This is a genomic window from Nocardia suismassiliense (assembly GCF_900269665.1).
GTDB classification, from domain to species: Bacteria; Actinomycetota; Actinomycetes; order Mycobacteriales; family Mycobacteriaceae; genus Nocardia; species Nocardia suismassiliense.
Genome location: NZ_LT985361.1, coordinates 1,965,596 through 1,991,595 on the forward strand (window position 1 = coordinate 1,965,596; position 26,000 = coordinate 1,991,595).

Sequence of the window (26,000 nt, forward strand, 5' to 3'; positions counted from 1 at the left end):
GCGCCACCGTCCGCGCCGTACCGAACCCGGCCGCCGCACACCTTTCGACTTCCCGCAGACGAATTCGCAGGCGATTCGATCTGCGGGAGATCAAATAGTGTGCGGCTGCGCGGGGTTCGGGGCAGTGCGGGCGAGGGTGACGCCGAGCGCAAAAGTGGCTGCGACGGTGGCCAGCAGGACGATCGCGACGACGGCGGAACCACCGACCAGGGTGGTGAAGTTGTCGATGACCAGCGCTGTGATCAGCACCAGTCCGCCGGTGCCGAGCACGGGCGCGATCACCGTGTGCCAGGCCCGGCGGTCCACGCCGGTGCGGCGGAAGAAGACGATGACGGCGACGCTGGTGAGCAGCATCAGCAGCAGCATCGCCACGGTGGCCAGGCCGGACATCCAGGTGAACAGCTGCAGGACGGGGTCGGCGCCGGCGAGTGCGAAGGTGCCGAGGAGCAGCGCCGCCGACAACGTCTGGGCGAGTGCGGCCTTGTGCGGGGAGCCGTGCCGGAGGTGGATATGGCCGAGCGCCGGATGACCGATGCCGTCGCGGGCCAGCGCGTAGCCGTAGCGGGAGATCGCGTTGTGGAACGCGAGCAGGGCGGCGAACAAGCTGGTCACCAGCAGGATTGCCATGAGATCGGCGGCGGATTCGCCGAGGAACAGCCGCGCGGCGGTGAAGGTCAGGCCTTCGGGGTCCGCGCCCGCGGCCGCCGCGACGCCATCGCTGCCGAACGCGAGCACGACCGCCCAGCTGGCCACCGCGTAGAGCACGCCGATCGTGCCGACCGCGAGATAGGTGGCCCGGGGGATGGTGCGGCGCGGGTCCCGGGCCTCCTCGCCGTAGATCGCGGTGGCCTCGAACCCGATGAACGACGCGATCGCGAACATCAACGCGACCCCGGGAGATCCGTCGAAAAACGCCGACGGAGTGAAGGAGACGGTGTCGATGCCGTGCGCGCCGCCGCGGCTCAGCACGGCCGCCGACAACGCCACAATGATGGCGATCTCGACCACCAGCAGCACGCCGAGCACCTTGGCGCCGAGCTCGATATTGCGGTAGCCCAGCACGGCGACGACGGCCATCAGCGCGAAAGCGTAGAAGTACCAAGGTAAATCGGGCCCACCGTAGTGCACGACGAGCTCTTCGACGGTCGACGCCGCCAGGCCGTAGATCCCTGCCTGGATGGCGGTATATGCCAGCAGAGCCAGCCCCGCCGCACCGAGCCCTGCCCGGGGGCCGAGGCCCCGGCGGACGTAGGCGTAGAACGCACCTGCTTCGTCCAAATGGCTACTCATCGCGGCATATCCGACGCTGAACAGCAGTAGGACGCCCGCGGCGACGAGGTAGGCGGTCGGTGCGCCCGCGCCGTTGCCGAGCCCGATCATGAGTGGCAACGCGCCGCCGACGGCGGTCAGCGGCGCGGCGGCCGCGATGACGAGGAATACGATCCCGGTCACCCCGATCGAACCGAGTAATCGTGCACCGGCAGTGGATGATTCAGTCATCGGGAGCTCCATGGCAAGGACTGGTCGAGGCGGCGCAGTGGCCGGAGCCGGTGCGCGGAACATCGAGGGTGGGGTTGCGGTCGAAGAAGCCGACCGGTTCGAGCGTGAATCCGGTGTAGGCGACCGGCATGATCGGCCAGTCCTCCGGGCGCGGAAAGTGCGTGAGGCCGAACGTATGCCACACGACGAGGTCTTCGTTGTCGAGTGCCCGGTCGCCGGACACGTAGTCGGGAAGCCCCGCACCGCCGGGATGCTGATTCACGAAATCGCCTGCGGCATAGCGCTCTTTCGGGTCGTAGCGGGTAACCCAGAGGCTCTTGGTGGCGAACGTGGCCCGCTGCGCGATGGGTGACTCGTCTGCGGCGAGCAGCGTCTCTTTGCCTTCCGGGTGCAGGACGTAGGAGACATGCTGTCCCAAGCGGTTACGCACCTCGGGGTTGCTGATGTGCCAGGTGCGGCCGACCCGGTTGTCCGCGAGCCGCTGGGCCTGCGATTCGCGGATCAGCGGGGTGCGCCGCCGCGTGAAAGCGTTGCCGTGCGGGTTGTCCGGGCCGATCGGCAGCCGGACACTCTCGACCTCCGCCACCTGGTTGCGGTGTCCATCGACCATCATGTCGAGTCGCGCGCTGAACAGGTGCTGGTGATACGGCGCACCGAGACCGGGCGCCACCTGCGTGGAGAACGGGTGGTCGGCGCCGGGATAGGCGGCGGTGAACACGATTCCGGTGGCCTTGACCTCGAAACCGATGGTCCCGTCGAGGTACAGGTACCAGAAGAAGCCGTAGTCGTAGTTGCCGACCGTGGTGAAGAAGGAGATCACCAGCCTGCGCTGGCGGCGCACCTCCCGCGAGCCGGTCCACAGGTCGGTGTGCTTCCACAGCACGCCGAAATCCTCTTCGTGCAGGCAGACCGCGTTGCTCAGGACGCGCGGCCGGCCCGCCTCGTCGGCGATGACCGCGTCGAAGTAGGTGATGTCGCCGACGCAGTCGCAGCCGAGCTCGAGGGCGTTGGCGTAGCGCCCGACGAGGTATTCCCCGGTGTCGAAGTAGTTCTGCCAGGAGCGGATCGGCGACGGATCGGCGTAGGGCACCACCATCTCCGCGATGGACGCGCGATGGATGATCGGCCGGAGCCGGCCGCCGTCGTGAAAACCGATTTGGTGCAGCACAAGTCCCTCGCGCGCATCGAAACCCACTCGCACCGACCACTTCTCCCACTCGACGAGATTGCCGCGCACGGTGAAACTCGGCCCCTGCGGCTGGCTGATCTCGATCGGTTTCTGGGTGCTGCGCAATGGGCCGGTCACGCCGGGGTCGTCGAAATTGCCGGATTCCTGGGGTATGTCGACCGGCCCGGCGTCGATCACCCGCAACACCTCGCGCGTCATGACGTCGACGAAGGCGACCAGCCCGTCGATCGGATGCGCCCACGGGTGGTCCTTCGCGTGCTGCTGGTGAAACGCCAAACCGCGTAGGATTCGCCGGCCTGCCTCGCCCGGGTAGTCGAATACGCCTGCCGACAGCGGGGCGACGCGCACCTCGGTGACGTCGAGGCCGCGGGCGGCCAGCGCGGCCAGCCAGTCGGGATCGGTCGCCAGCACCGCCTCTACCAGCTCGAACTCCTCGTCGAGCACCGGCAGCTGACCGTCGACGATCGCGTCCATGGTGCGCTGCGTGAGCACCACGCGGCGGCCGAGCGACACGGTCAGGTCCACGGCGTTCGGACGATCCACGTCGTGCAGCAGCACCCGGAAGCAGCGGTCCAACGGGGTGGCGTCGGACCAGTCGTACACGGCGTACTTGTCCGGTTCGTCCAGCCCGACGTAGACGAAACGTGTTGTCGGCGTGATCAGCCCGGCGTCGGCGACGACGGCGCGCACCTCGGCGATCTCCGCTTCGGTGGGCAGCGCGAGCGGATGATCGGCACGTTCCGGTGTCGGTGTGGGCATGCGGCCCCTCCATCCTGGTTCTACGAATACGGGAAACAAGGAGTTGTTCGCTGCGGAGCTGCGTCCGGTAAGTATATTCAGCAACTATTCGGACAATTGGTAGGCATCGGGCGCGTTCGTATTGTCGATGCTTATTTGCCGACCGGGCTCGATCTGGTGAATCTGCTAGTCGTCCGTGGTAGCGAGCGGTTGTCAGGCAAAGTTACTACCCTGATCCCATATTCGTTCGGGTGAGAATGACGGGCGTTGATGACCATATTCCGAGCATGGAGTTACGCAATGGCAAATCATTGCGCGCACCCGACCCCGGTGCGGTGTGAGAACCGACCCCTTGACGGTTAGTGACCGATCGGTTGCAATGTGAGAGTGAGCTACGACACGATCATCAAGTCCGGGCGCTGGTTCGACGGCGCCGGTTCGCCCTCCGCCACGCGGCACCTCGGACTCCGCGGCGATCGTGTCGTCACGGTGTCGGCGGACCCCCTCGACGAGACGGACTGCCCGAATGTCATCGAGGCCGCGGGCAAGTGGGTCGTGCCCGGCATGATCGACATCCATACGCACTACGACATCGAGGTGCTGAAGACGCCCGCGCTCACCGAATCGGTGCGCCACGGCATCACCACGGTGCTGCTCGGGTCGTGTTCGCTGTCGACCGTGCATGTCGGGGCGACCGATGCGGGCGATCTGTTCGGCCGGGTCGAGGCGATCCCGCGGCGCCACGTCATCGAGGCGGTCGACGAGGTCAAGACCTGGCAGTCCGCGCGCGAGTACATCGCGGCGCTGGAGGAGCTGCCGCTCGGCCCGAATATCGCTGCCATGCTGGGGCATTCGGATATCCGGACCGCGCAGATGGGACTCGACCGCGCTACCCGCAAAGAGGTCCGGCCCACGCCGGCCGAACAGGCGGCCATGGAAGCGGCGCTGACCGAGGCGCTCGATGCCGGATTCGTCGGAATGTCCGCGCAGCAACTGCTTTTCGACAAGATCGACGGCGACACCTGCCGCTCGCGCACGCTGCCGTCGACCTACGCCAAGGCGCGAGAACGCCGCCGCCTCAACGCGATTCTGCGACGGCGCCGCCGCGTACTGCAGGCCGGACCCGACGTCGCCTCGGTGCGCAGTATCGCCGCGATGACGCTGAGCAGTTTGGGCATCTTCCGCAAGCGATTGAAGACGACGCTGCTCTCGGCCGCCGACATCAAGGCGAATCCGGCGCTGGTCTACATCATGGGACCGATCGCGCGCGCGTTGAACGCGCTCGGCGGCGACTTCCGCTGGCAGCACCTGCCGGTGCCGTTCGAGGTCTACGCCGACGGCATCGACCTGGTGATCTTCGAGGAGTTCGGCTCGGGCGCCGCCGCGCTGCACCTCGCCGACCAGGTCGAGCGCAACGCGCTGATGCAGGACGAGTCGTATCGGCGGCGGTTCCGCAAGGACTACGACGCCAAGTTCGGCATGCGGGTCTGGCACCGCGACTTCTTCGACGCCGAGATCGTCTCCTGCCCGGACGATTCGGTGATCGGGAAGACGTTCGGGCAGGTCGGCGTGGAGCGCGGCACGCACCCGGTGGACGCGTTTCTCGATCTGGTGGTCGCCCACGGCACCAAACTGCGCTGGCGCACCACGATTTCCAACCATCGGCCGAAGTTCTTGACCAAGCTCGGCGCAGATCCCGGTGTGCAGCTGGGTTTTTCGGACGCAGGCGCCCACCTGCGGAACATGGCGTTCTACAACTTCGGCCTCCGCTTCCTGCGTCGCGTGCACGACGCTGAGCGTGCCGGGACGCCGTTCCTGTCACTGGAGCGCGCGGTGCACCGGCTCACCGGCGAACTCGCCGACTGGTACGGGATCGACGCGGGCCACCTGAACGCGGGCGACCGAGCGGATCTGGTGATCATCGACCCGGCGCACCTGGACGACTCGCTGGACGCCTACGCCGAAAGCCCGGTCGCGCAGTATGACAATCTGTCTCGCATGGTGAATCGCAATGACGGGGCGGTCTCGGCCGTCTTCATCGGCGGTGAGTACGTCTTCGGTGACGGTACGGCCGCGCCGATCCTCGGCACCGACCGCACCGGGCGATTCCTCAGGTCCCAGGTGCGGTGACCGCGCCACCGCGCCGAACCCAGGCCCAGCGTCGCGCCGCCACGATCACCAAACTCGTCGAGGCCACCATCGAGGCGATCGCCGAGGTCGGCTACCACAACGCCTCGCTCGGTGAGATCAGCCGCCGCGCAGGCGTTTCCAAGGGCGGCATCTTCCGGCACTTCGACTCGCGGACCGACCTGGTGGTGGCCGCCGCCGAGGAGGTCGGTCGCAGGCACATGCGCGCGTTCGACAACATTCGGGTGCGTGAAAACACCGGCCACCCACTGGATTTGACGCATGTCCTGCATCGCGCCCGCAATCAGATCCGGCAGGAGACCAATACGGTCTGGTTCGAACTGCTGGTCGCCGCGCGCACCGAACCGGAGCTGCGGGCCCGCCTCGCCCCGGTCGCCCGCGCCCTGATCGACGACGTCGAGCGTGTCGCCGTCGCGGCCCTCAGCCCTGCCGTGCCCGCCGATATCGCGCGCCTGCTGGCCACCTCGATTGTGCACATGTTCGACGGCGAGGCGATCTTCCGCTCCACCTATCCCAGACCCGAGCTCGAAGACACTCGGATCGAGTACATCGCAGGCACCTTCCAGCGGCTGGCCGAGTCGAATCGGACTCCTGAGCAACCGCCTCGCTGACCTCGACCAGCCGATTATGGTCTATTGCATAATCGATAGCCGTCTTGTTGACTGAAGCCCATGGCCGACACCGTTACCGTCGAACGCGACGGACATGTCCTGCTCATCGGGCTGAACCGCCCGGACAAGCGCAACGCGTTCACCCTGGAGATGCTCGAAGCGCTCTCCCGTGCGTACGCCCTGCTCGAGCGCGACGACGAGCTGCGCGCCGGCGTCCTGTTCGGACACGGCGAGCATTTCACCGCGGGCCTCGACCTGGTCGATGTCGCGCCCGCGCTCGCCTCCGGCGCGATCACCTATCCCGAGGACGGCCTGGATCCGTGGCGGCTGAACTACCGCTGGACCAAGCCGGTGATCGCGGTGGCACAGGGTTGGTGCATGACGCTGGGCATCGAGCTGCTGCTGGCCGCCGACATCCGGATCGCCGCCGAAGGCACCCGGTTCAGTCAGCTGGAGGTCCGGCGCGGCATCTACCCGTTCGGCGGTGCGACGCTGCGGTTCTGGCGGGAAGCGGGCTGGGGCAACGCGATGCGCTGGGTGCTGACCGGAGCTGAGTTCGATGCCGCCGAGGCCTACCGGATCGGCCTGGTTCAGCAGGTCACCCCCGACGCGGCGACGGCACTCGCCGCGGCGCGCACGCTGGCCACCGAGATCGCCGAGGACTCGGCACCGTTGGGGGTGCGCACCATCCTCGCCTCCGCGCACCGCGCTCGCGACGAAGGCAATGCCGCAGCGGCCGAGCACCTGGTCGGCGATGTCACAGAACTGTTCGGGACGGCCGACGGTGCGGAGGGCATCCAGTCGTTCGTCGAGCGGCGTAAGGCGCGGTTCACCGGCAAGTAAGGCCGAAACGCCAGGCCTTGTCGCGGGCCGCTCAGGCCAGGCGAAGATCCATCTGAATCGTGGTGCCGTGCACGCCGGTATAGATGCGGACCAGGTCGGTGAGGTGGTTGACCAGCAGCAGGCCGCGGCCACCGAATTGGAACGGGGCCGGTGGCAGGCGGCCGGCCAGGGGATTGGTGATGTGGCCCGCGTCGCGGACCTGAGCGCGGAGCTGCCTGCCCTCGATCCAGAGCGCGAGCGTGCCGCTGCCGCCGCCGTGCACCACCGAGTTGGTGATGGTCTCCGCGATCACCAACTCCAGGTCGATGATCCGGTCGTCGTCCATGCCGAGGCCGCGCGCGTAGGCGCCTGCCCGGTGCCGGGTCTCGGCGAGCGTCGCGGCATCGAAGGCGAGCACGCTCGCGATGGCGGGCGGCGGGGACAACGGCTTGTTGTACGAGGCGACGATGCGGTCGGGATCGTAGGCGCTGCTGGCGCGTTCGCCGTCGCCGTCGATCAGGGTCGGGTGCGTCGCGTGCGCGTCGACCAGCACGGCCGGGTCCAGGCGTTCGGTGTCGTAGGGGCAGAGGATGGTGACCTCGCGCCCGGTGAACGCGGCGTTGATCAGCGCTTCGTGCTGGACGCACGCCGGGTACTCGGTCGCCGAGCGCCCGGCCCAGATGGGTTCGCCGATGATCCGCACGCGGCCGGTCGGGTAGGTGTCGGCGAAAGCCCGCAGCACGCCAGGAATGATCCGGCCGGGGTTGCGGCCTTCGACGGTCATGTCCATCAGCCGCACGGCCTCGGCATCGGCGCCGAGTTCGGCGCGGATCAGTTCCAGGTTGGGCCCCGGGACCGAGACCGCGACCGGTTCGTTGTTGGCCAGTCCCGCTCGGATGAAGCCCACGGTGCCCGCCAGGTACTCCTCGGTGTCGCTGTAGAACAGCGCCGGGTGCACGAAGGGATCTGCGGTGGGTAGCGGGTCGGTGGTGATGGTCATGCGCGGTCTACCTCAATTGTGGGAAGCGACGGCCAGAACAGCTCGAGGATGCGGACCAGCGTCACGGGCGGGTTGTGCAGCACGACCCGGCGCCCCTCGGCCTCATGTTTCGTGGCTTCCACCAGTATCTGGGTGCCATGGGTATCGATGAAAGTCAGCTCGGACAACTCCAGGTGGATATCGCGTGCGGCGGGTAGTTCGGCCAGCGCGCTCTGCCACGCGTCGTGCGTCGCGAGGTCAACCTGACCCACGCAGCGTAGACCAGGAGGCTTGCTGGTCGAAAACGTCCGCAACCTGGTTGTATCCGGCGAGAGAGCGGGACCTCGTTCGGCGGGTCTCGCTGGTTCGGCCTGCACCGTCGTACCACCCCTTCTGCCTATCCACGGCAGGGAAACTTATGCACAAACTTACGCCCCGTTGCGCGGCGGCTATCAGGTGGTGGGTCGGGCCCGCCGTACTGTTCGACGGCGACGTCGTGCGCGGACGATCGCTCGTAAAGTACCGGTCAGGCTGCGGGAAGGATCGACGGGTCGGTGCAGTACGCCCGCAGTCGCCACAGCATGGCGGCGCGCGACTGCGTGAACGCGGCGTCGCGGTCCAGCAGTCGTGAACGGGTGATCGCGGCGTACCCGAGCGCGTCGAGCTCGAAGGCGAGCACGCCGGGGTCGGTGTCCTTCCGCAACTGGCCGGCGTCGAGTGCGGTGCGAATGATGGTGTGCACGAACGCATCCCATTCTCGGGCGAGGCTGACGATCCGGTCGCGCACCGGCCCCGGCCGGTCGTCGAACTCGTGCTGGACGGCCACGAAGAAGCAGCCGCCGGGCAGCACCCGGCCGGTATAGAACGCCAATCGCGCCTCGTGCAGCGCCCACAACTGACGCACGCCGGCCGGGGCTTGCATGGCGGGCTGCACCACCCGCTCCGCCCACTGCAGTCGCGCGCGTTCGATGGCCGCCAACTGCAGCTCTTCCTTGTCGCGCCAGAGCGAGAACAGTCCGGACTTGCTCACGCCGGCCTCGGCGGCCACCTGACCCATGCTCAATGCGCCGAGTCCCTCGACGGAGGCGAGCGAGACAACCGCGTCCAGGACGGCCGTTCTGGATCGGTCGCCGCGCGCTCGGCGCCCGTCGGCCGGGGGCCTGTTCGTCATGTCGATATCCTTATCCAATAAGTCCGACCGATCGGGCGCAATAATGGAGATTTGCCGTGTTCGGGTGCGGCGCCGATGAGTGTCGAGTGGGCTGCCGCCCCGGGAACCTTGCGGAAGCGTACGTCCAACGATCGACGGCGAAATGGGGGATTCCCCTGAGGCGTAAACAGTTTCGTTTCGGATATCTTCGTCGTATCGGAGTCGCAGACCGAAAAATGTTGCACTCCAATGCGTTAGACGCCCTACCGCACCAGGAAAAACTTCCGGTGGGAAGGGTCTGTCTCAATCCGAACGCGATGTGTGCGTTCCCGGTGAATCAGAGGTCGATGGTGTCGATGAGAAGTGTGCGTTCCGGTGAGACCCGACGGGTGATGGTGCGGACCGTGGTTGCCGCAACCCTGGTATTGGTACCCGCTGCCGTCCTCGCCCCGGCGGCCTCCGCCAGGCCCTGTCATTCGTCCGCCGATGTCGGGTGCACCAACCCCAACGGGACTCTCAATACGGGTTTGCACCACCGTCCCGGCGGTCTCCATGACCGTCCGGACGACCTTCACGACCGCTACGGGGCGGACGGTTACGACGTCTTCGGCTACGACAGGTCCGGTTACAACCGCTTCGGTTACAACCGATCCGGCTATGACAGGTCCGGTTACGATCGGGAGGGGTACACGCCACAGGGCTGTGCCCGCAACGGCGCGGACCGTCCGAACGCCGACCCCGCCGCATGTGAACGGTGGCGGTCGCGTCCGGCCACCGGCAGCGCTTCCTAGCGGGTTGCGATAGGGCGCACTGCGGTTCAGTCGGCCGTCACTCGACAGAGAGGCTCCGCGATGCACTCTTACTGGTCCGACAAGCTCCGGTGGCGGGCACGGCGGATGGCCGTGGCGGTCGCTGCCCTCTCCGTGGTGTGCGGGGCGGTAGTCGGCTGCAACGACTCGAACGAGCAGCAGCCGACCGACGCGGCGGTCGTGCGGACCCAGTCCGGGCCGGTGCGCGGGTCGGTGACCGCGGATGTGCGCTCGTTCTCCGGAATACCCTATGCGGCAGCACCGACGGGCGAGCTGCGGTGGAAACCGCCTGCCGCACCGGCCGACTGGTCGCAGGAGCGGGACGCCACCGCACCGGGGGCGCAGTGCCTTCAGGCGGCAGGCCCGGGGCCGCTCTCAGGCAGCGAGGACTGCCTGTTCTTGAACGTGTCGACGCCGAGCGGCACGTCCGAGCGGCCGCGACCGGTCATGGTGTGGTTCCACGGCGGGGCCTTCCTCGTCGGCAGCGGCGACTGGTACGACCCGTCGCGGCTGGTGCGGACCGGCGACATGGTGGTGGTCACGGTCAACTACCGGCTGGGTGCGCTCGGCTTCCTCGGGCATCCCTCGGTGGCGCACGAGGACGGGCAGGTCGGCAATTTCGGGCTGATGGATCAGCAGGCGGCGCTGCGCTGGGTGCGCGACAACATCGCCGCGTTCGGCGGCGATCCGGCCGAGGTGACTATCGCCGGTGAGTCGGCGGGTGCGATGTCGGTGTGCGATCACCTGGTGTCGCCCGCCTCCGAGCGGTTGTTCCAGGGCGCGATCTTGCAGAGTGGTCCGTGCGAATTGCAGGCCGACCGGCAGACCGCGGTCGCCAAGAGCGAGCAATACGCGGCGACGCTCGGCTGCCCGGGCGCCGACGCCGCCACCGCGCAGTGCCTGCGTGCGCTGCCCGCGGACAAGGTCGCCGCGACGCCGTTGCAGTTCACCGGCGAGGGCGGGGAGGGGCTGCCCGGTCCGATCTTCGGTCAACCCTTGCTGCCCGAGGACCCGCTTGCCGCTTTCCGCGCGGGCAAGGCCGCGAAGGTGCCGGTGCTCATCGGCTCGAACCACGATGAGTACACCTATTTTACCGCCCGGCAGACGATCACCGCCGAGCAATATCCCCAGCTGCTGACGGCGTTCGGCCCCCGCGCCGAGGCCGTGGCCGAGCGTTATCCGCTGACCGGTTTCGACCAGCCTGCGCTGGCCTGGTCGGCGGTGATGACCGACTACCTCTTCGTCTGCCCGATCGCGGGCATGGCGCAAGCTCTGGTCCGCACGGGCCCGGTGTACGCCTATCAGTTCGCGGACCGCAATGCCGCGCCGCTGCCCGGCCTGCCCACCCCGCCGCCTTTTCCGCTGGGGGCGTCACATGCCTTCGAACTGCCCTACCTGTTCGACCTGAAGGAGGCTTCGCCGCCGGCGAGCCCTGCCCAGAAAGACTTGTCCGACAAGATGATCCGCTACTGGGCCAGTTTTGTTCGGTCCGGCGATCCGAACAGTAAGGGCCTGCCGGACTGGCCCCGGCACACCGGTGACCAGACGCTGGTTCTCGAACCGGAGAAGTTCACCACCACCGACGTATCCCGAAACCACCACTGCGATCTGTGGTCCGGCATCCCCGCTCCGTAATTCACCCGCCTGCGGAGGTGTTAACCGGGCAACGCAATGGTGGTGACACAGGTGTTGTCGCGCAGCAATTTTGGAGACGTATCGGCCGGGATGTCGTACCAGAGGTCCACTTCCACACGATTCCCGGCGCCGAGGGTGAGCTCGGTCGGTTGGCGCTTGATCGCCATCGCGTCGACACTGGGCGGGTGCGGGCGATCGGCCGCGTCGTCGAGGTGGTAGTCGCTCGGCCGGGTGGTGCGGAAGGTGTTGTCCGTGTTGGTGATTGCCACCCGAACGCGGATGAACTGGCCCTTGGGCAGCCACTCGGCGTGCGTGCCGATGATGTAGGCGATGCCGGGCTCGACGGTCACGGCGGTGACCGTCAGCTTGGTGCAGTCCTGCGGTGTGCGAACGTGTTCGGTGGTGGTGGGCGGCGGTGGCGGCGCCGGGGCCGGCTCCGCGGCGCAGGCAGTGAAGGGCAGTAGCAAGAGGGGGAGGAGCCGACGCACGGATCTAGACTAGGTGCGCCGCGTCTCGTTGTATCGCGGATCAGTACCAATGGTGCGCTTGCCAGAATTCCCAGGCACCGATGGGGCTGCCGTAGCGCTTGTTCATGTAGTCGTAGGTCCAGCGGATCTGGGTCACCGGGTTGAACGGCCAGTCGAGTCCGTGGGTGCCCATCTTGTGCGCCGGCAGGGCCTGGCCGAGGCCGTAGGCCCCGCTCTCCGGGTTGACGGCGAAGACATTCCAGCCGCTTTCCCGGGTGATGATGTTGTCGAACGCCCAGAAATGATGCGGCGGCACCATTGTCATGGCCAGCGCCTTGACGCCGGCCCTGGGTAGGGAGAGCGAGGAACCCACCGGATGGGTTTTCCAACTGCTCGACGGTGTCGCGCAGATCGGCGGCGCATCGGGGGCCGCGCAGTCGGTGGCGACGGCGTTCGCCGGGGCGGCGCCGAGGAAAATGGCACAGACGGCTGCTGCAAGGGTAGGAATGAAGTACCGCATCATCGATTCGGTCCTTTCGTATCCATGGGTGAATCTCGAAGCCGGTAGTGCTAATTCAGCAAATCACTAGTAATCGGTGATGTGGTGCAGCTGCGCCGGAGTGTCCGCGAAATGAATACAATCGCCGGTTTCGGGTATGGAGATAATTTCTGGGGTTCGCAGGGTGTGCCATCGCAACTCGGTCATACTTTTCGGCTATCGTGGCCCTTCATGGCGACTACCCCGGGTCGGACGCGAATTCCAAGCCGGCTCGCCGCGTCGGTGGTGGGGGCGATCGTGGTGCTGCTGGTTTCGCCATCGCTGGTGCCCGCGCAGGCGGCGCCCGAGCCGGCGCCGAAACCGGCGCCCAAGTCGCCGCCGGGCGCGAAATCGGAGCAGACGCCGCCGCGCATCCGCGGCACGAACTGGGCCGGTTACGTCGTCACCGGCAGTTTCAAGAGCGTCAGCGCGGAATGGGTCGAACCCGAGGTCACCTGCTCCGACACGGGCGTGATCCAGCGCGTGGTGCCGTGGGTCGGGCTGAACGGGACGCTGGTCAACGGCAAGCAGGCCTTGCCGTTGATGCAGACCGGTTCGGAAGCCATTTGCGTGAGCCCGGCGGGCGCGCTCGCCTCGCTGCCGGGATTGGCGGTCGTCAATGTGGCCAGCGCCACCGTGGCCGACAATCCGGCGTGGTTCCGCAATGCGGTCAAAGCTGCCCAGAGTATGAACAGCCAGATCGGTCAGGTCGCCTCCGACGGGTGCGCGGTGCTGGGGACCGGTTCGGCACAGGGCGCCGCGATGTGCGCTCAGCAGGCGTATCGAATGGCGCTGTGGGAGGCCTATCCGGCGAACCCGGTGATCTATCCGGACGTGAGCTCGAACCCCGGCGACACCATGCGGGCCTCCGTCAGCTTCGACGGTAGGGCGTACACCATGACGCTGGCGAATGTGACGCAGAATTGGACGCGGACCACTGTCGCGGAGTCCGATGCTCCCGCGTTGAGCGCGGAAATCATTGTCGAAGGACAGTTGAACAGCGCGCTGCCGACATTCAGTCCGATCACCTTCACCAATGTGCGGATCGACGGAAAACCGTTGACCGCATTCGAACCGGTGGGTTATTCGATCGGCGCCACGAATGGTGAGCTCGGTCCCGGGCCGATCAACGAGAACGGCACCAGCTTCACCATCGCCAAATAGTTCGCTGCTCGGCTGCCGGCGCGGCGTCTGCTGCCGAGCACGGCGTCGCCGCGCAGTGGGCTGCGGCAGTCAAATATCAAGAGTCCAGCGATATCTCAGTCGTCACCCAGGTCGCGCTGATAGCCTTGGCCGTCCCTGGGCGGACAGCCGTTCGGCCACCCGACACTGGAGACATTGCATGGCGAATCCCGGAATGAAAGAACTCATCGCGCTGGGGCACGAACAGAAGTACATCACCCACGCCGAGATCAATGAGTACGTCCCCGAGGCCGTCGGCGATCGCGATCAGTTCGTCGGTATCATCCAGATGCTGGACGCCAGGGGCATCCCCGTCTACGAATCCGATCCGGTGGAATAACGACCCGACCGATCCGGACGGCTCACAGGTTCGAATACGAACCGGCGGTGTGCGCACCCGAGGCGTGCACGCCGGACATCGTTGTCGGTGAGACCGGAAGGATGAACTGTGGTCGTTCGAGCGCGCGGTGCACGGTCGATGGTGGGAGTCTCCGCATTGCTGGCGGGAATGGTGCTGGCGGTCGCGCCGGTGCGGGCGGAGGGGTTGCCCGCGGGCTGCGCCGGTGCGGTGACGGCAGGCAACGACACCATCACCTGTTCGGACAATCTCACGGCCGGTTCGGTGCTCGACGCGGGCGACGGTGACGACACCATCGTGATCGAGGGTGACGTACTCGAGGGCGCGGCAGTATCCGGCGGCGTGGGCAAGGACAAGATCTCCGCGCGCAATGTCGGCCGGTTCCTTTGCCCGGCAGCCGAACTCGGCGCCGACGATGTCAACGGCGGCGTTCTCGATGGCGGTCCGGGCGACGACGAGATCACGGTCGGCGGCCAGGACCGGCCCGCGGCCTGCGATGCCGCCATGCAGAAAGGCCTCGGCGGCAATGTCGGACGCCACGGTGCCGTCGTGGGTGGGCCGGGCAACGACGTACTGCGAATCGGCAGTGTCGGTTACGTTTTCCAGCCAGACGCGGCCAAGCCGGAGACGACCGCCGGTGCACACGGAGGCCGGGTGTCCGGCGACGACGGTGACGACACCATCACCATCGACACCGTCAGTCTCGGCGAGCGCCCGCCGAGCGGCACCGCGCCGGACGCGCCGGACGCCGTGTTCGGCGGAGCGGGCAAGGACACGATCTCGGTCCACCGAACCGTCGGCGCCGCCGATATCTACGGTGATGCCTACGCACCCATCCCGGACGCGGCCGGTGACACCATCACGGTGGACGAGATGACCGGCGGCTGGGTCCACGGCGGACCCGGCGACGACCTGCTCACCGGCGGCACCCTCGGCGGTGCGGGCGCCGCACTCTGGGGCGACGACGGCAACGACACCATCAAAGCCGCCGATATGTACCTCGGCGCAAGCGTTTTCGGCGGTGACGGCAACGACGCACTGTCGGCGACCTCGCTCAACAAGGACCCGAGCACCCGCGCCGCCACCCTGATCGGCGGCAACGGCGACGACAAGATCGACATCGGCACGGTAGGCACCACCGACGCCGTCGTGCTCGGCGACGGCACCGACCCCACCGCGGGCGCCGACCCCAACAGCGGCACCGGCAAGGACACCATCACCGCAATCGCCAACAACGGCAGCATCTTCGGCGGCAACGACGACGACACCATCACCATCGATGTCAACAACAACCTCGTCGATGGCAGCGCGGGCACCAACACCTGCACCATCAAGGGTCAAGGTTCGCGAGGTTCGGTTATCGCCTGCGACCAGAAGTAGTCGACTGCCGCGAAACCGGTTGTCAGGGAGCAGGTTCGAACCACGCGGGTCCGTCACCCAAGGCATGCTCGATGCGCAGCAAGTCGTGCTCGGGCAAGTCCGGCAACGCCGACACCTCGAACCACCCGACTTCCAGGGATTCGTCGTCGTTGACCCGCGCCGTGCGGCCGGTAGCCCGGCACCGGATGGTGATGTCCATGAACTGGCAGATGTCACCATTCGGATAGGTGTGCGGCGGCATGGCCCGGACGTGCGCGAGACGCTCGGCGACACAGTGAACGGCGGTCTCCTCGAACACCTCTCGTACGGCGCAGGCCGCAGGCTGTTCGCCGGGTTCCGGCACCCCGCCGATGATCGCCCAGGCACCGCTGTCGGCGCGCCGCCCGAGCAGCAGCCTGCCCTCGTCATCGAAGACCACCGCGCTGACGCCAGGTAGCCACAGCAGTTGCTGACCGGCGTCGGCCCGGATGGTTCGGATGAAGTCGGGGGTAGCCATGGGGCGACAGTATTGCGCCGGACCGCCGCACCCGTCGAATCGAGAGCGTGGCGAATCTCTGCGATTGAATCCGTGGTTTGCGGGGTATGCGGCCGGTGACGGGCTGTTTCCGGGTTCGGCCGGCAGAGATGCGGGCCGAACCCGGAGTGGCGGCGCACCCCGGCAGCGTCAATGGTGACGAGCTTCTCGATGATGAGCAGGCACGGCGGGAGCGACCGGCGAGCCCTGAGTACAGTTGGAGATAGTTAGGCGTTGCGGTAGCTGGATACCGTGCTCGCCCCTGAGAAAGGGGACACGGTTGTCCTTCCCGTTGCAGAAGCCCGATGGCACCTCACCGGAGCATATTGCTGTTTCGCTGGGATGGGATCCGTCGGATCAATCGCTGCTGGTCGATTTCGACGGCACGGTAACCCCGGGCACGCGAATCGACTTGAATTCGGCGGCTTTGGTTTTCGCGGGGGAAGTCCTGGTGGACACCGTCTACCACGAGCAACTGGTCTCGCGGGACGGGGCGATCGCGCACAGTGGGGACAGCCCGATCGGGGACAGCGCGGGGGACAACGAGGTGATCACCGTCGAGCCGGCGCGGCTGGCGCCCGAGGTGACGTCGGTCATCTTCCTCGTAACTTCCTACTCGGGGCAGAGTTTCGCGCAGATCGAGAACGCCTACCTCCGGCTGGTCGACACCACCTCGGGCCTGGAGATCACCCGCTACCTGCTCAGCGGCGGCCCGCACACCGGGCTCGCGATGGGCAAACTCGTTCGCACACCGCAGTGTTGGTACTTCCTCGGCATAGGTGAGGGGATCTACGCCCACCACCTGGCCGAAGCGGTCCCGCAGATGGCGCGTTACCTGCCGTAGTGCGGGTAGGTCAGAGCGGCTGATAGCCGGCACCGACACCGCCCCGTGCGTTGAGGTCGTTCGTGATGGCGCTGATGTTGGTGCCGACCTGCGGCCCGAGGCACCCGACGCCGAGATAGGCGTTCACCATGCCGACCAGCGTGGTGCCGACCACCACCGGTGCACCGGAATCGCCTTTCATCACACACATTTGGGTCCAGGTCTCGGTGCTGGTGGCGCGCACATCGCCCCACACGACACCGCAGCTCGTCCCGCTGGTGCTGCCGCGCTTGCACACGACCGTCGGAAACTGGGCGGGCGCACCGAGATCGGTGATGGTGGTGCCGCCGACCCCGCGCACCGGACGTACGCGCTGGGCATCGAATTCGATGACCGCGTAGTCCAATGTGCGGTCGGAGTAGGCGAATCGGCCCACCGCCGCCCCGTTGGGGTCACCTTCGACCACGACGACCGAGCCCGGCTCCCCGCAGTGCCCGGCGGTCAAACCGACGAGCCGATCGGCACTGTCCCTGCCGATGGTCGTCAAGGTGCAGCCGACCTTCGAGTCGACCAGAATGCCGGAGCCACCTCCGACGGTCGGCGGGGTGTCGTCCGCTTGGGCCTGGGCAGCGGCGGTTCCGAGCAGCGCGGTTGCGGTGGCGGCGGCGAAGGCGAGTGCGGTTCGTGTCACGAGCAGGGCTCCTCTGGATCGGCTCCCCGGTGCGGTCCGGCCGGGTGTTCGCGACATTCCCGCCTCGATCGTTTCCAAACGAGCTATGTCGCAACCGAATTCACGCACCACGCGGCGATCCTCCGCAGCGTACGCCACCGGCGTGCGCTGCCGTGCCGTTCTCGGGCCCTCAGATCAGCCCGCGGCGGGCCAGCAGCGGCTCGATCTCGGGGGCGCGCCCACGGAAGGCTTCGAACGCGGTCAGCGGGTCCACCGACCCGCCCTTGGCGAGCAGCTCGCGCCGGAAGGCCGCCCCCTTCTCCCGGATCGATGCGGCACCGTCGTCGAACCAGTCCACCGTGTCCGCGTCCAGCACCTCGCTCCAGATGTAGGAGTAGTACCCGGCGGCGTATCCGCCCGCGAAGATGTGCGCGAAGTAACCCGTCCGGTACCGCGGCGGGATCGCCTCGATGGCCAGTCCGGCCTTGCGCAGCGCCTGCGCCTCGAACGCCTCCGCATCGGCCCCGGCCAGCTCCTCGGCGCCGGGCACACGATGCCAGGCCCAATCCAACAGCGTCGCACCGAGATACTCGACGGTCCGGAAGCCCTCGCCGAATCGCTGCGCCGCGGTCATCCGCTCGACCAGCTCGGCGGGCATCGGCTCGCCGGTCTCGATGTGGCGGGCATAGTTGGCCAGCATTTCGGGCCGGATCATCCACATCTCGTTCACCTGCGACGGGAACTCCACGAAGTCGCGCGGCACCTCGGTACCGGCGAAGAACGGGTAGCGCACATCCGAGAACAACCCGTGCAGCGCGTGCCCGAACTCATGGAAGAGCGTTCGGACGTTGTCCCAGGTCAGCAGCGCGGGCTCACCGGCTGGTGGTTTCACGATATTGAGGTTGTTCACCACCACCGGTCGCGTTTCCAGCAGCCGGGATTGGCTGACCAGCTCGTTCATCCAGGCCCCGCCGTATTTGGACGGCCGCGCGAAGAAGTCGCCGAGGAACAGCCCCAGCGCGCTGCCGTCCGCGTCGAACACCTCGAAGACCCGGACTTCCGGGTGATAACCGACCAGATCGGTGCGCTCGCGCAGGGTGATCCCGTAGACCTGCTCGGCGGCGAAGAACACCCCGTCGCGCAGCACCCGCTCGAGTTCGAAGTAGGGGCGCAAGGCCTCGGCGTCGAGCGAGAACCGCTCGGCCCGCACCCGCTGCGACCAGAACTGCCAATCCCACGAGCGCAGTTCGTCGTCGGTGCCGTCCGCGCGCATCGCCGCCGCCAGCTCGGTCGCCTCGCGCTCGGCGTTGGCCACCGCGGGCGGGACCAGCCGGCCGAGCATCTCCTCGACGGCCTCGGGGGTGCCCGCGGTCTGGTCGGCTACCGCGTACGCGGCGTGGTCCGGGTAGCCGAGCAGCGCGGCGCGTTCGGCGCGCAGGGCGGCGATCCGGACGGCGAGGTTGCCGTTCTCGGGCAACCCGCGCTGCAGCGAGGCCGCCATCACCCTGCGCCGCAGGTCCCGGTCCGCGAGTTCGGCGAGGACGGGCTGGTTGGAGACGTTCTGCAGGCTCAGCGCCCACGCGCCCTCGTGGCCTGCCGAGCGGGCGTTCTCGGCCGCGGCGGTCACCTCGGCGGGGCTGAGCCCGGCCAGTTCCTCGACGTTCGTCACGATCACCGTGGCGGCGTTCCTGGCCGTCACGTTGTTCTGCCCGAACTCCGTTGTCGCCGCCGCGATTTCGGTGTTGAGCTCACGTAGCCGCGTCTGGCCCGCCGCGTCCAGTCCGGCGCCCGCCCGGACGAACCGCAGGTGATACTGCTCCACCAACCGCAGTTCCTCGGCGTCGAGGTCCAGGTCGGCGCGGCGTCGGTGCAGCGACTCGATCCTGGCGAACAGATCGGCGTTCAGGTGGATGGCGTCGCGGTGCGCGGCCAGCCGCGGCGACAGCTCGGCCTCGATCGTTTCGGTCCCCGGGGTGAAGTCCGACGAAGCGATGTTGAAGAAGACGTTCGATACCCGGGTGAGCAGCGCGCCCGAGCGTTCGAGGGCCACGACGGTATTGAGGAAAGTCGGCTCCTCATCCGTGGCGGTGATCGCGGCGATCTCGGTGAGCTGCTCCGCCATGCCGCGCTCGAACGCGGGCAGGTAGTGCTCCTCGCCGATCTCGGCGAACGGCGGCAACTGGTAGGGCAGCGCGCTGCGCTCGAAGAACGGGTTGCTCGGCATAGGGAAACCCTATGCCGGAACGGCCCGCGGTCGTCGGCGGATGTGCGGAATGCGTCGCGAGGTGGCCCGTGTTCGCCGGGGTGCTCGGCCGCCTGCGCAGCACCGAGAACCTCACCGCGTCCGCCGCTCCGCTGTGCGGGAATCGACATGTCGAAAATGCTTGATTACCAGCGTGTTTAGAAATGTAACGGGCGCCTGATTTGTCCGTTCTCCGCGTTGACAGGCGGGTGGTGCGGATAGAGGCTGCACCTGACTTTCCGTGCTTACCGGGAAGCGATCGCTTCGGTACATCGGAGGAGCTGGCTGTGCGTTCACGTCGACGATCGGAAAATGCCGGTAGCAGAACGGAAATCACCATCCGTGGGTTATTGGGGCGAATTCTGATTGTTTCGCTGGTCTTGGTGTCGGTGTCGCTCGGAGTGATCGTGGTTCGGGAGGTCGGCTCCTATCGGCAGAGCGGGGCGACCGTCACCGCGGTGTCGCACGCACTGGCGGTGCAGGATCTGGTGCAGGAGATCCAGCGGGAGCGTGGCCTGAGCAACGGGTTGCTGGGTGGTGCTGCCGGGCTGGAGCAGGCATTGGCCGATCAACGAGTGCGCACCGATCGGGCGATCGACACTCTCGACGCCGGAACCGCCGGTGCGGACCAATTACGTTCGGCTCTGAACAGATTCGCGACTCTCGCGACGACTCGAGCGCAGATCGATGGCCACCGGGTCAGCAGGCAGGCGGCTTTCCAGTTCTATACCGACGGCATCACCGTGCTGAATCGGCTGACGCTCGGCCTGGACTCGGCGCGCGACGAGCAGATCCGGCATGGATTGCGAGCGCTGTACGCATTGGGTGACGTGAAGGAGCAGACGGCCAAGGAGCGCGGCTTTCTCAATGGCGTCTTCACCGCCAACGGGTTCCGGCCCGACGAGTACGGGCAATTCCTGGAGATTCGCGCCGCCAAGACGGCAGGACTTGCCGCGTTCGCGCTCTACGCGACGGACCGCCGGCAGCGGCTGCTCGACGCCGTACTGCGTGGCGAAAATGCCACTGAGGCAGCGGAATCGGAACAGATTGCCGTCGCGTCCTACACCGGACCGCTGGTACGTCCGGTGGATCCGGGGAACTGGTGGGCGCAGATGACGGCGGTCATCGATGCGCAGCGCAGCGTGCAACAGGTGATCGGTGATGACGTCCGGCAGCGCGCGACGGTGCTGCGTAAGCAGGCCGCGCTGATCCTCGGCGGTGTCCTGCTCGCGGCGCTGATCGCGGTAATCGCCGAGGCGACACTGGTTTTCGTCAGCGTGCGGGCCATCGTGCGCCCGCTGGCGCGACTGGCCGCCGATGCCGACGATGTGGCCGATCGCCGCCTGCCATGCATCATTGCCGCTTGGCAGGCGGCTGACCGTTCCCAGCCGCTCCCGCCCGAGCCGGTGCGCGCGGCACCCGGTGCCAGCACCGAAATCACCGCCCTGACAGCGGCTTTGGACGGCGTGCAGAGCACCGCCTTCGCGCTGGCGTCGGAGCAGGCGCTGGTTCGTCGCAACACCGAGGAATCCTTGGCGAATCTCGCGCGCCGCAATCAGAACCTGGTTCGCCGCCAGCTCGGCTTGATCAGCGAGTTCGAGCGCACGGAACTCGATCCCAAGGGTCTGTCCAACTTGTTCGAGCTCGACCACCTGGCCACCCGGATGCGCCGCAATGCGGAGAATCTTCTGGTGCTCGTCGGTGAGGCGAGCCCGCGACGCTGGGCCGAGCCGATCGCGCTCAGCGACGTGATCCGCGCCGGACTGTCCGAGGTGGCCGACTATCACCCGGTGGTGGTGCACCGGCTCGATGAGGTCGCGATCGTCGGCGGGGTGGTCACCGGTCTGGCGCACATGCTCGCCGAGCTGATCGAGAACGGTCTCGCCTTCTCGCCACCGGACGTCGAGGTGGAGATCTACGGCCGGACGGTCGCGTCCGGGTATCTGCTCGCGGTCGTCGATCACGGCATCGGGATGCCGTCGGACAAGCTGGCGCAGGCGAATGCGCGGCTGCGCGGCGAGCAGGACTTCGTCGTCGCGCCGACGCGTTATGTCGGGCTGTACGTGGTCGGGCGGTTGGCGCGGCGGCTCGGTATCGAGGTCGAGCTCACCGCGTCGCCGATCAGTGGGATCGTCGCGCGGTTGCACTTGCCCGCGGAGATCATCGCGACTGATCGGGGGGAGCAGATGGTAGCCGCCGCGCCGCCGAACAGTGCTGTTGCCGCGCAGCGTGCGGGCGAGGCCGGGGTGCCCGATGGGTTGATCCTGCGGGGCTGAAAAGGTGCAGGAGTGCTGGTCAACGCGCTAGCCGAGCTATGTCGTATGACATATTGTCTATGTTCGATTTTATCTGTTACCGTCCGTCACGGAAATATGCGGTCGAGAGGTTCGAACGGACAGCGGAGAAGGTCATGAAGAGTGCCTGGGTATACGGCGTGGTATTCCTGGTTTTGGGTCTGACGGCCATATTCATTGCCCGGTTGCGCTTGAGCGAGATCCCCGACCTGGCGATCGGGCATTCGAGCGCGCCGCCGGTACTGGGGCGACTCGGCGAGAAGGTCGTCGACTACGAGATCGACGGTCCGCGTGGCACACCGGTGCGGCTGTCGTATCTGGACGAGCACGGCAACGTCAACAACGTCTCCGCCGATCTGCCGTGGCGGACCTCCTTACGCACCCGGAAACTGACCCTGGCCACCGGCATCGTGGCGCAATCGGAAGCCGACCAGGTCTCCTGCCGGATAGTCATCGACGGGCAAGCCCGGGACGCGCAGGTGGCGAACGGACGGTTTGCCGCGGTCAACTGCACGGTGCCGGTGTCATGAGCGAGCGAATGATCCGTGTGCGCGCGGTGCTCGGCCGGATGCGCGGGGAGTTCTCGGTGCCGTTCGACCGGACGCTTGCCCGGCGCGCGCCGGGCCGGCCGTTGCCCGCGCGGCTGCTGTACAAATTCTCGGTGCCGATAGTCGCGGTGTGGCTGCTCCTCGCCGGTGGGCTCAATCTTCTTGTCCCGCAACTGGAGACGGTGGTCAACGGGCACGCCAGGTCCTTCCTGCCGGACGAGGCCTCCTCGGTGCAGGCGATCGTCAAGATGGGCGATTCGTTCGGCGGGGCGGGGACGAACAATTTCGTCTATGTGCTGCTGGAGGGGGACGCGCCGCTCGGCAATGACGCGCACCGGTACTACTCGGCGCTGCTCGACCGGCTGACCCAGGACAAGAAGCACGTCAACTCCGCGATGGACCTGTGGTCCAATCCGAACTTCTCCCCGGCGAGCGAGAGTTCCGACGGCAAAGCGTCCTACGTGCTGCTCAACCTGGCCGGGAATATGGGCACGGCGCTGGCCATGGAATCCACCCAGGCGGCCAGGGACATCATCGCCGGCTATCCACCGCCGCCGGGCATCGAGGTGCATCTGACGGGTCCGTCCGCGGTCGTCAACGACGAACTCGTCTCGATCAACGATTCGATGCTGCTGCTCATCGTGATGTGTGCCGGTTTGGTCGGCGCGGTGATGCTCTGCGTCTACCGTTCGCCGATCACGGTGGCGATGCCGCTGCTGACGGTCGGCATGGGTTTGGCGGTGGCCCGGCCGGTGGTGGCCTACCTCGGCGAGCAGCAGATCATCGGCGTCTCCATCTTCGCCTCCGCGCTGCTCGCGGTGATCGTGCTCGGGGCGGGCACGAACTACGGCATCTTCCTGCTCGGCAGATATCAAGAGGCCCGGCGCGCGGGGGAAGACCCCGAAACGGCGTATTACACAGCGCTGCACGGGGTTCTGCACATCATCGTCGCGTCCGGTATCACCGTCGCGGGCGCGACCGCCTGCATGTCCTTCACCAGGCTCGCCATCTTCAGCACCTCCGGCCTGCCGTGCACCATCGCGGTGAGCGTCACCCTCGCCGCGGCCTTGACGCTGGGGCCCGCCCTGCTGGCACTCGGCAGTCGGCTCGGTTTTCTCGAGCCGCGTCCGCAGTCGTCACAGCGGCGGTGGCGGCGGATCGCGACCTCGGTGGTCCGCTGGCCCGGGCCCGTTCTGGCGGCCAGTCTCGCCGTGCTGGTGCTCGCGATACTCGTGCTGCCGACGTTCGCGCCGAGCTTCAACGAGCGCATCGCGCAACCAAGCGATTCGCCGGCGAATTTGGGGATCGAAGCGGCCGATCGTCATCTGCCGCCGAACATCATGGCGCCCAGCATGTTTCTGGTCGAATCCGATCACGATCTGCGTAATCCCGGCGATCTGATCGCGCTCGCCAAACTCACCAACGCGGTGCTGAAGGTGCCCGGAGTCAGTGCGGTGCAAGGGATTACCCGGCCGTTGACGACTCCGCTGGAGGAAGGCACGCTGACCAACCAGGCGGGTTACATCGGCAACCGCTTCACCCAGCTGAAGGACATGCTCGCGCCGCGGCTCGATGACCTGACCGGCCTCGCCGGGCGCATCGACCAGTTGAACCTCACCATCAAAGGGGTGCAGGGCGCGCTCGATACCGGGAAACAGGGGTTCGCCCAAGTGAACGGCAATGCGGTCGCGTTGCAGTCGGCCGTCGCCGGTGTCGTCGAGAAGCTGAACTCCATTCGCGATACCGCCGGGCCCGCTAAACAAATGGTGAGTTCGATCCCGAACTGCCAGGACGTACGCGCCTGCCAGGCGGCGCTCACCGGGTTCTCCCTCTTCGACGATGTCGGACGGCTCGACAACACCGTCGACGGACTCGTGAGCGGCGTTCGCACTGCCGCGCAAGCACTTCCGCAGCTCGATGCCCAGGTCGCGAGCCTGCGGGAGTTCATCGGCCAGGTGAACGGCGTGCTCGCGCCGCTGCGGGGCACGCTGAATATCCTGCTCCCGCAGATCTCGGAGATCACCCAATTCCTGGACGAAGTCGGAAAGGGTTTCACCGCAGGCGATCCCAACGGATTCTTCTTCCTGCCGAGCCAAGCGTTCGACAGCCCGCTCTTCAAAAGCGCACTGCCCTTCTTCTTCTCGGCGGACGGCAAGGTGACCCGGATGATCGTGACACCGCAGATGGAGGGCTTCAGCCGGGAAGCCATGGATCTCAGTGCCAAGATCATTCCGACGGCGCTGGAGGCGATGAAAGGCACCTCACTGGCCGGCAGCACGGTCAGCATCGGCGGGCCCGGCGGCACGCTGCTCAATATCGAGGCATTCGTCCGGGAAGACTTCATCACCAGTGTGGTCGCCGCGTTCGCCTTCGTATTCTGCGTGGTGTTGCTGCTGCTGCGCAGTCTCGTCGCGGCCATCGCGGTGATCGGCACGGTCGCGCTGTCCTACCTGTCCGCTTTGGGGCTGGCCGTGCTCATCTGGCAGCACATCATCGGTAATCCGCTGCACTGGTCGGTGGCGCCGGTGTCGTTCATCTTCCTGGTCGCCGTCGGGGCGGACTACAACATGCTGTTGGTCAGCCGATTCAAGGAAGAGCTCGCGGCGGGGATCAATACCGGAATCATCCGGTCGATGGTCAATACTGGCGGGGGCGTCACCACCGCCGGGCTCGTCTTCGGCGTGACGATGTTTGCCATGCTCGTGAGCTACGCGCACAACATCGCGCAGATCGGCACCACTGTCGGCATCGGGCTCTTCCTCGACACACTGATAGTCCGCTCGTTCGTCGTGCCCGCCATCGCCGCGCTCACCGGCCGCTGGTTCTGGTGGCCGATCAATATCCTCCGGCTGCGTTGACCCGCGCCGACCGCCACCCGTGCTACACCGGACAGCATGCGGTTGCTCATCATGTCCGACACGCACGTGCCCAAACGGGCGCGCGACCTACCCGAGCAGCTGTGGCGCGCGGTCGACGAGGCCGATGTCGTCGTGCACGCGGGTGACTGGGTCGAGGTGGGGTTGCTCGATCGGCTCGAGGCGCGCGGCAAGCGGTTGATCGGCGTCTACGGCAACAACGACGGACCGCCGCTGCGGGCGCGGCTGCCCGAGATCGCCCGGGCCGAACTGGCCGGGGTGCGTCTCGCGGTGGTGCACGAGACCGGGGCTGCCAAAGGTCGCGAGCAGCGGTGCGCGCGGGACTTCCCGGACACCGACGTGCTGGTGTTCGGGCACAGTCACATTCCGTGGGACACCGTCGCGGACAACGGTTTACGGCTGCTCAACCCCGGCTCGCCGACGGATCGGCGAAGGCAGCCCGAGCATACGTATATGACGGCGACTGTTCATGCGGGACAACTGAGTCGGGTGGAATTGCACGTCATCCCGCGCGGACAATGAGGCGA

At 67.0% G+C, this 26,000-nt stretch carries 23 protein-coding genes; 13 read left to right on the forward strand and 10 right to left on the reverse strand.

Annotation, left to right across the window (positions count from 1 at the left end; genetic code table 11):
- Positions 1-90: 90 nt before the first annotated feature.
- Both DBO33_RS08825 and DBO33_RS08830 read right to left on the reverse strand, forming a co-directional pair.
- The gene (locus DBO33_RS08825) at positions 91-1,500 is read right to left on the reverse strand and encodes an APC family permease (protein WP_107660090.1); all 1,410 of its coding nucleotides are present in this window, start codon (positions 1,498-1,500) and stop codon (positions 91-93) included.
- The gene (locus tag DBO33_RS08830; protein ID WP_107654594.1) at positions 1,493-3,448 is read right to left on the reverse strand and encodes a primary-amine oxidase; all 1,956 of its coding nucleotides are present in this window, start codon (positions 3,446-3,448) and stop codon (positions 1,493-1,495) included. Before DBO33_RS08830 ends, DBO33_RS08825 begins: the two co-directional genes overlap by 8 nt.
- Positions 3,449-3,814: 366 nt before the next feature.
- On the opposite strand from DBO33_RS08830, the gene DBO33_RS08835 reads away from it, so the two are divergent.
- The 3 genes from DBO33_RS08835 to DBO33_RS08845 are packed head-to-tail and all read left to right on the forward strand — an operon-like array spanning position 3,815 to position 7,029.
- On the forward strand, positions 3,815-5,557 hold the full coding sequence (locus DBO33_RS08835) for an N-acyl-D-amino-acid deacylase family protein (RefSeq protein ID WP_107654595.1): 1,743 nt from the start codon (positions 3,815-3,817) through the stop codon (positions 5,555-5,557).
- Positions 5,554-6,186: a TetR/AcrR family transcriptional regulator gene (locus DBO33_RS08840; protein ID WP_107654596.1), complete on the forward strand. Its 633-nt coding sequence runs from the start codon at positions 5,554-5,556 to the stop codon at positions 6,184-6,186. The genes DBO33_RS08835 and DBO33_RS08840 overlap by 4 nt, the downstream gene beginning before the upstream one ends.
- Before the next feature lie 60 nt (positions 6,187-6,246).
- Entirely contained in the window at positions 6,247-7,029 is a 783-nt protein-coding gene (locus DBO33_RS08845) for a crotonase/enoyl-CoA hydratase family protein (RefSeq protein WP_107654597.1), read from the forward strand.
- Positions 7,030-7,060: 31 nt separating this feature from the next.
- Here DBO33_RS08845 and DBO33_RS08850 read toward each other — a convergent pair whose 3' ends face one another.
- From DBO33_RS08850 to DBO33_RS08860, 3 genes are all read right to left on the reverse strand, one after another.
- Positions 7,061-8,008 carry a sensor histidine kinase gene (locus tag DBO33_RS08850; RefSeq protein ID WP_107654598.1) on the reverse strand — a complete coding sequence of 316 codons (948 nt, stop codon included), beginning with the start codon at positions 8,006-8,008 and terminating at the stop codon, positions 7,061-7,063.
- Entirely contained in the window at positions 8,005-8,259 is a 255-nt protein-coding gene (locus tag DBO33_RS42630; protein ID WP_159080160.1) for an STAS domain-containing protein, read from the reverse strand. The genes DBO33_RS08850 and DBO33_RS42630 overlap by 4 nt, the downstream gene beginning before the upstream one ends.
- A gap of 254 nt (positions 8,260-8,513) precedes the next feature.
- Positions 8,514-9,158: a TetR/AcrR family transcriptional regulator gene (locus DBO33_RS08860; RefSeq protein ID WP_107654600.1), complete on the reverse strand. Its 645-nt coding sequence runs from the start codon at positions 9,156-9,158 to the stop codon at positions 8,514-8,516.
- Between the two features lie 335 nt (positions 9,159-9,493).
- Here DBO33_RS08860 and DBO33_RS08865 point away from each other — a divergent pair, with 335 nt between their 5' ends.
- A complete protein-coding gene (locus tag DBO33_RS08865; RefSeq protein WP_159080161.1) occupies positions 9,494-9,928 on the forward strand; it encodes a hypothetical protein in 435 nt (144 codons plus the stop codon).
- A 60-nt stretch (positions 9,929-9,988) separates the two neighbouring features.
- Positions 9,989-11,581 (forward strand): carboxylesterase/lipase family protein, encoded by a 1,593-nt coding sequence (locus tag DBO33_RS08870; protein WP_107654602.1) that lies wholly within the window; start codon positions 9,989-9,991, stop codon positions 11,579-11,581.
- 20 nt (positions 11,582-11,601) lie between these two features.
- On the opposite strand, the gene DBO33_RS08875 is transcribed toward DBO33_RS08870, so the two are convergent.
- Together DBO33_RS08875 and DBO33_RS08880 are read right to left on the reverse strand one after the other, a co-directional pair.
- Positions 11,602-12,069, reverse strand: coding sequence for a DUF4352 domain-containing protein (locus DBO33_RS08875; RefSeq protein ID WP_107654603.1), 468 nt, complete (start codon positions 12,067-12,069; stop codon positions 11,602-11,604).
- A 40-nt stretch (positions 12,070-12,109) separates the two neighbouring features.
- Positions 12,110-12,571, reverse strand: a complete 462-nt coding sequence (locus tag DBO33_RS08880; RefSeq protein WP_234390741.1) for an aggregation-promoting factor C-terminal-like domain-containing protein — start codon at positions 12,569-12,571, stop codon at positions 12,110-12,112.
- Positions 12,572-12,778: 207 nt separating this feature from the next.
- On the opposite strand from DBO33_RS08880, the gene DBO33_RS08885 reads away from it, so the two are divergent.
- From DBO33_RS08885 to DBO33_RS08895, 3 genes are all read left to right on the forward strand, one after another.
- Positions 12,779-13,750, forward strand: coding sequence for a G1 family glutamic endopeptidase (locus DBO33_RS08885; RefSeq protein WP_159080162.1), 972 nt, complete (start codon positions 12,779-12,781; stop codon positions 13,748-13,750).
- Positions 13,751-13,928: 178 nt separating this feature from the next.
- On the forward strand, positions 13,929-14,108 hold the full coding sequence (locus DBO33_RS42635) for an RNA polymerase sigma factor region1.1 domain-containing protein (protein ID WP_159080163.1): 180 nt from the start codon (positions 13,929-13,931) through the stop codon (positions 14,106-14,108).
- A 108-nt stretch (positions 14,109-14,216) separates the two neighbouring features.
- Entirely contained in the window at positions 14,217-15,506 is a 1,290-nt protein-coding gene (locus tag DBO33_RS08895; RefSeq protein WP_159080164.1) for a hypothetical protein, read from the forward strand.
- A gap of 22 nt (positions 15,507-15,528) precedes the next feature.
- Here DBO33_RS08895 and DBO33_RS08900 read toward each other — a convergent pair whose 3' ends face one another.
- Positions 15,529-16,002, reverse strand: coding sequence for an NUDIX hydrolase (locus DBO33_RS08900; protein ID WP_107654607.1), 474 nt, complete (start codon positions 16,000-16,002; stop codon positions 15,529-15,531).
- 235 nt (positions 16,003-16,237) lie between these two features.
- Here DBO33_RS08900 and DBO33_RS08905 point away from each other — a divergent pair, with 235 nt between their 5' ends.
- Entirely contained in the window at positions 16,238-16,864 is a 627-nt protein-coding gene (locus tag DBO33_RS08905; protein WP_267897878.1) for a TerD family protein, read from the forward strand.
- A gap of 10 nt (positions 16,865-16,874) precedes the next feature.
- Here DBO33_RS08905 and DBO33_RS08910 read toward each other — a convergent pair whose 3' ends face one another.
- Together DBO33_RS08910 and DBO33_RS08915 are read right to left on the reverse strand one after the other, a co-directional pair.
- The gene (locus DBO33_RS08910) at positions 16,875-17,534 is read right to left on the reverse strand and encodes a chymotrypsin family serine protease (protein ID WP_107654608.1); all 660 of its coding nucleotides are present in this window, start codon (positions 17,532-17,534) and stop codon (positions 16,875-16,877) included.
- A 169-nt stretch (positions 17,535-17,703) separates the two neighbouring features.
- Positions 17,704-19,737, reverse strand: coding sequence for a M3 family metallopeptidase (locus DBO33_RS08915; protein ID WP_107654609.1), 2,034 nt, complete (start codon positions 19,735-19,737; stop codon positions 17,704-17,706).
- Positions 19,738-20,138: 401 nt separating this feature from the next.
- On the opposite strand from DBO33_RS08915, the gene DBO33_RS08920 reads away from it, so the two are divergent.
- The 4 genes from DBO33_RS08920 (at position 20,139) to DBO33_RS08935 (ending at position 25,995) form a co-directional block, all read left to right on the forward strand.
- A complete protein-coding gene (locus DBO33_RS08920; protein ID WP_234390743.1) occupies positions 20,139-22,031 on the forward strand; it encodes a sensor histidine kinase in 1,893 nt (630 codons plus the stop codon).
- 134 nt (positions 22,032-22,165) lie between these two features.
- The gene (locus DBO33_RS08925; RefSeq protein ID WP_107654610.1) at positions 22,166-22,579 is read left to right on the forward strand and encodes an MmpS family transport accessory protein; all 414 of its coding nucleotides are present in this window, start codon (positions 22,166-22,168) and stop codon (positions 22,577-22,579) included.
- 38 nt (positions 22,580-22,617) lie between these two features.
- Positions 22,618-25,455: an MMPL/RND family transporter gene (locus tag DBO33_RS08930; protein WP_107660094.1), complete on the forward strand. Its 2,838-nt coding sequence runs from the start codon at positions 22,618-22,620 to the stop codon at positions 25,453-25,455.
- A 36-nt stretch (positions 25,456-25,491) separates the two neighbouring features.
- Positions 25,492-25,995, forward strand: a complete 504-nt coding sequence (locus tag DBO33_RS08935) for a metallophosphoesterase family protein (RefSeq protein WP_107654611.1) — start codon at positions 25,492-25,494, stop codon at positions 25,993-25,995.
- Positions 25,996-26,000: the final 5 nt, after the last annotated feature.

Bases quoted from the DNA above. Each gene is read 5' to 3' on its own strand.
- DBO33_RS08825 (WP_107660090.1), bottom strand. From the start codon at position 1,500: ATGACTGAATCATCCACTGCCGGTGCACGATTACTCGGTTCGATCGGG.
- DBO33_RS08830 (WP_107654594.1), bottom strand. From the start codon at position 3,448: ATGCCCACACCGACACCGGAACGTGCCGATCATCCGCTCGCGCTGCCC.
- DBO33_RS08845 (WP_107654597.1), top strand. From the start codon at position 6,247: ATGGCCGACACCGTTACCGTCGAACGCGACGGACATGTCCTGCTCATC.
- DBO33_RS08850 (WP_107654598.1), bottom strand. From the start codon at position 8,008: ATGACCATCACCACCGACCCGCTACCCACCGCAGATCCCTTCGTGCAC.
- DBO33_RS08860 (WP_107654600.1), bottom strand. From the start codon at position 9,158: ATGACGAACAGGCCCCCGGCCGACGGGCGCCGAGCGCGCGGCGACCGA.
- DBO33_RS08865 (WP_159080161.1), top strand. From the start codon at position 9,494: ATGAGAAGTGTGCGTTCCGGTGAGACCCGACGGGTGATGGTGCGGACC.
- DBO33_RS08870 (WP_107654602.1), top strand. From the start codon at position 9,989: ATGCACTCTTACTGGTCCGACAAGCTCCGGTGGCGGGCACGGCGGATG.
- DBO33_RS08880 (WP_234390741.1), bottom strand. From the start codon at position 12,571: ATGATGCGGTACTTCATTCCTACCCTTGCAGCAGCCGTCTGTGCCATT.
- DBO33_RS08885 (WP_159080162.1), top strand. From the start codon at position 12,779: ATGGCGACTACCCCGGGTCGGACGCGAATTCCAAGCCGGCTCGCCGCG.
- DBO33_RS42635 (WP_159080163.1), top strand. From the start codon at position 13,929: ATGGCGAATCCCGGAATGAAAGAACTCATCGCGCTGGGGCACGAACAG.
- DBO33_RS08900 (WP_107654607.1), bottom strand. From the start codon at position 16,002: ATGGCTACCCCCGACTTCATCCGAACCATCCGGGCCGACGCCGGTCAG.
- DBO33_RS08915 (WP_107654609.1), bottom strand. From the start codon at position 19,737: ATGCCGAGCAACCCGTTCTTCGAGCGCAGCGCGCTGCCCTACCAGTTG.
- DBO33_RS08925 (WP_107654610.1), top strand. From the start codon at position 22,166: ATGAAGAGTGCCTGGGTATACGGCGTGGTATTCCTGGTTTTGGGTCTG.
- DBO33_RS08930 (WP_107660094.1), top strand. From the start codon at position 22,618: ATGCGCGGGGAGTTCTCGGTGCCGTTCGACCGGACGCTTGCCCGGCGC.
- DBO33_RS08935 (WP_107654611.1), top strand. From the start codon at position 25,492: ATGCGGTTGCTCATCATGTCCGACACGCACGTGCCCAAACGGGCGCGC.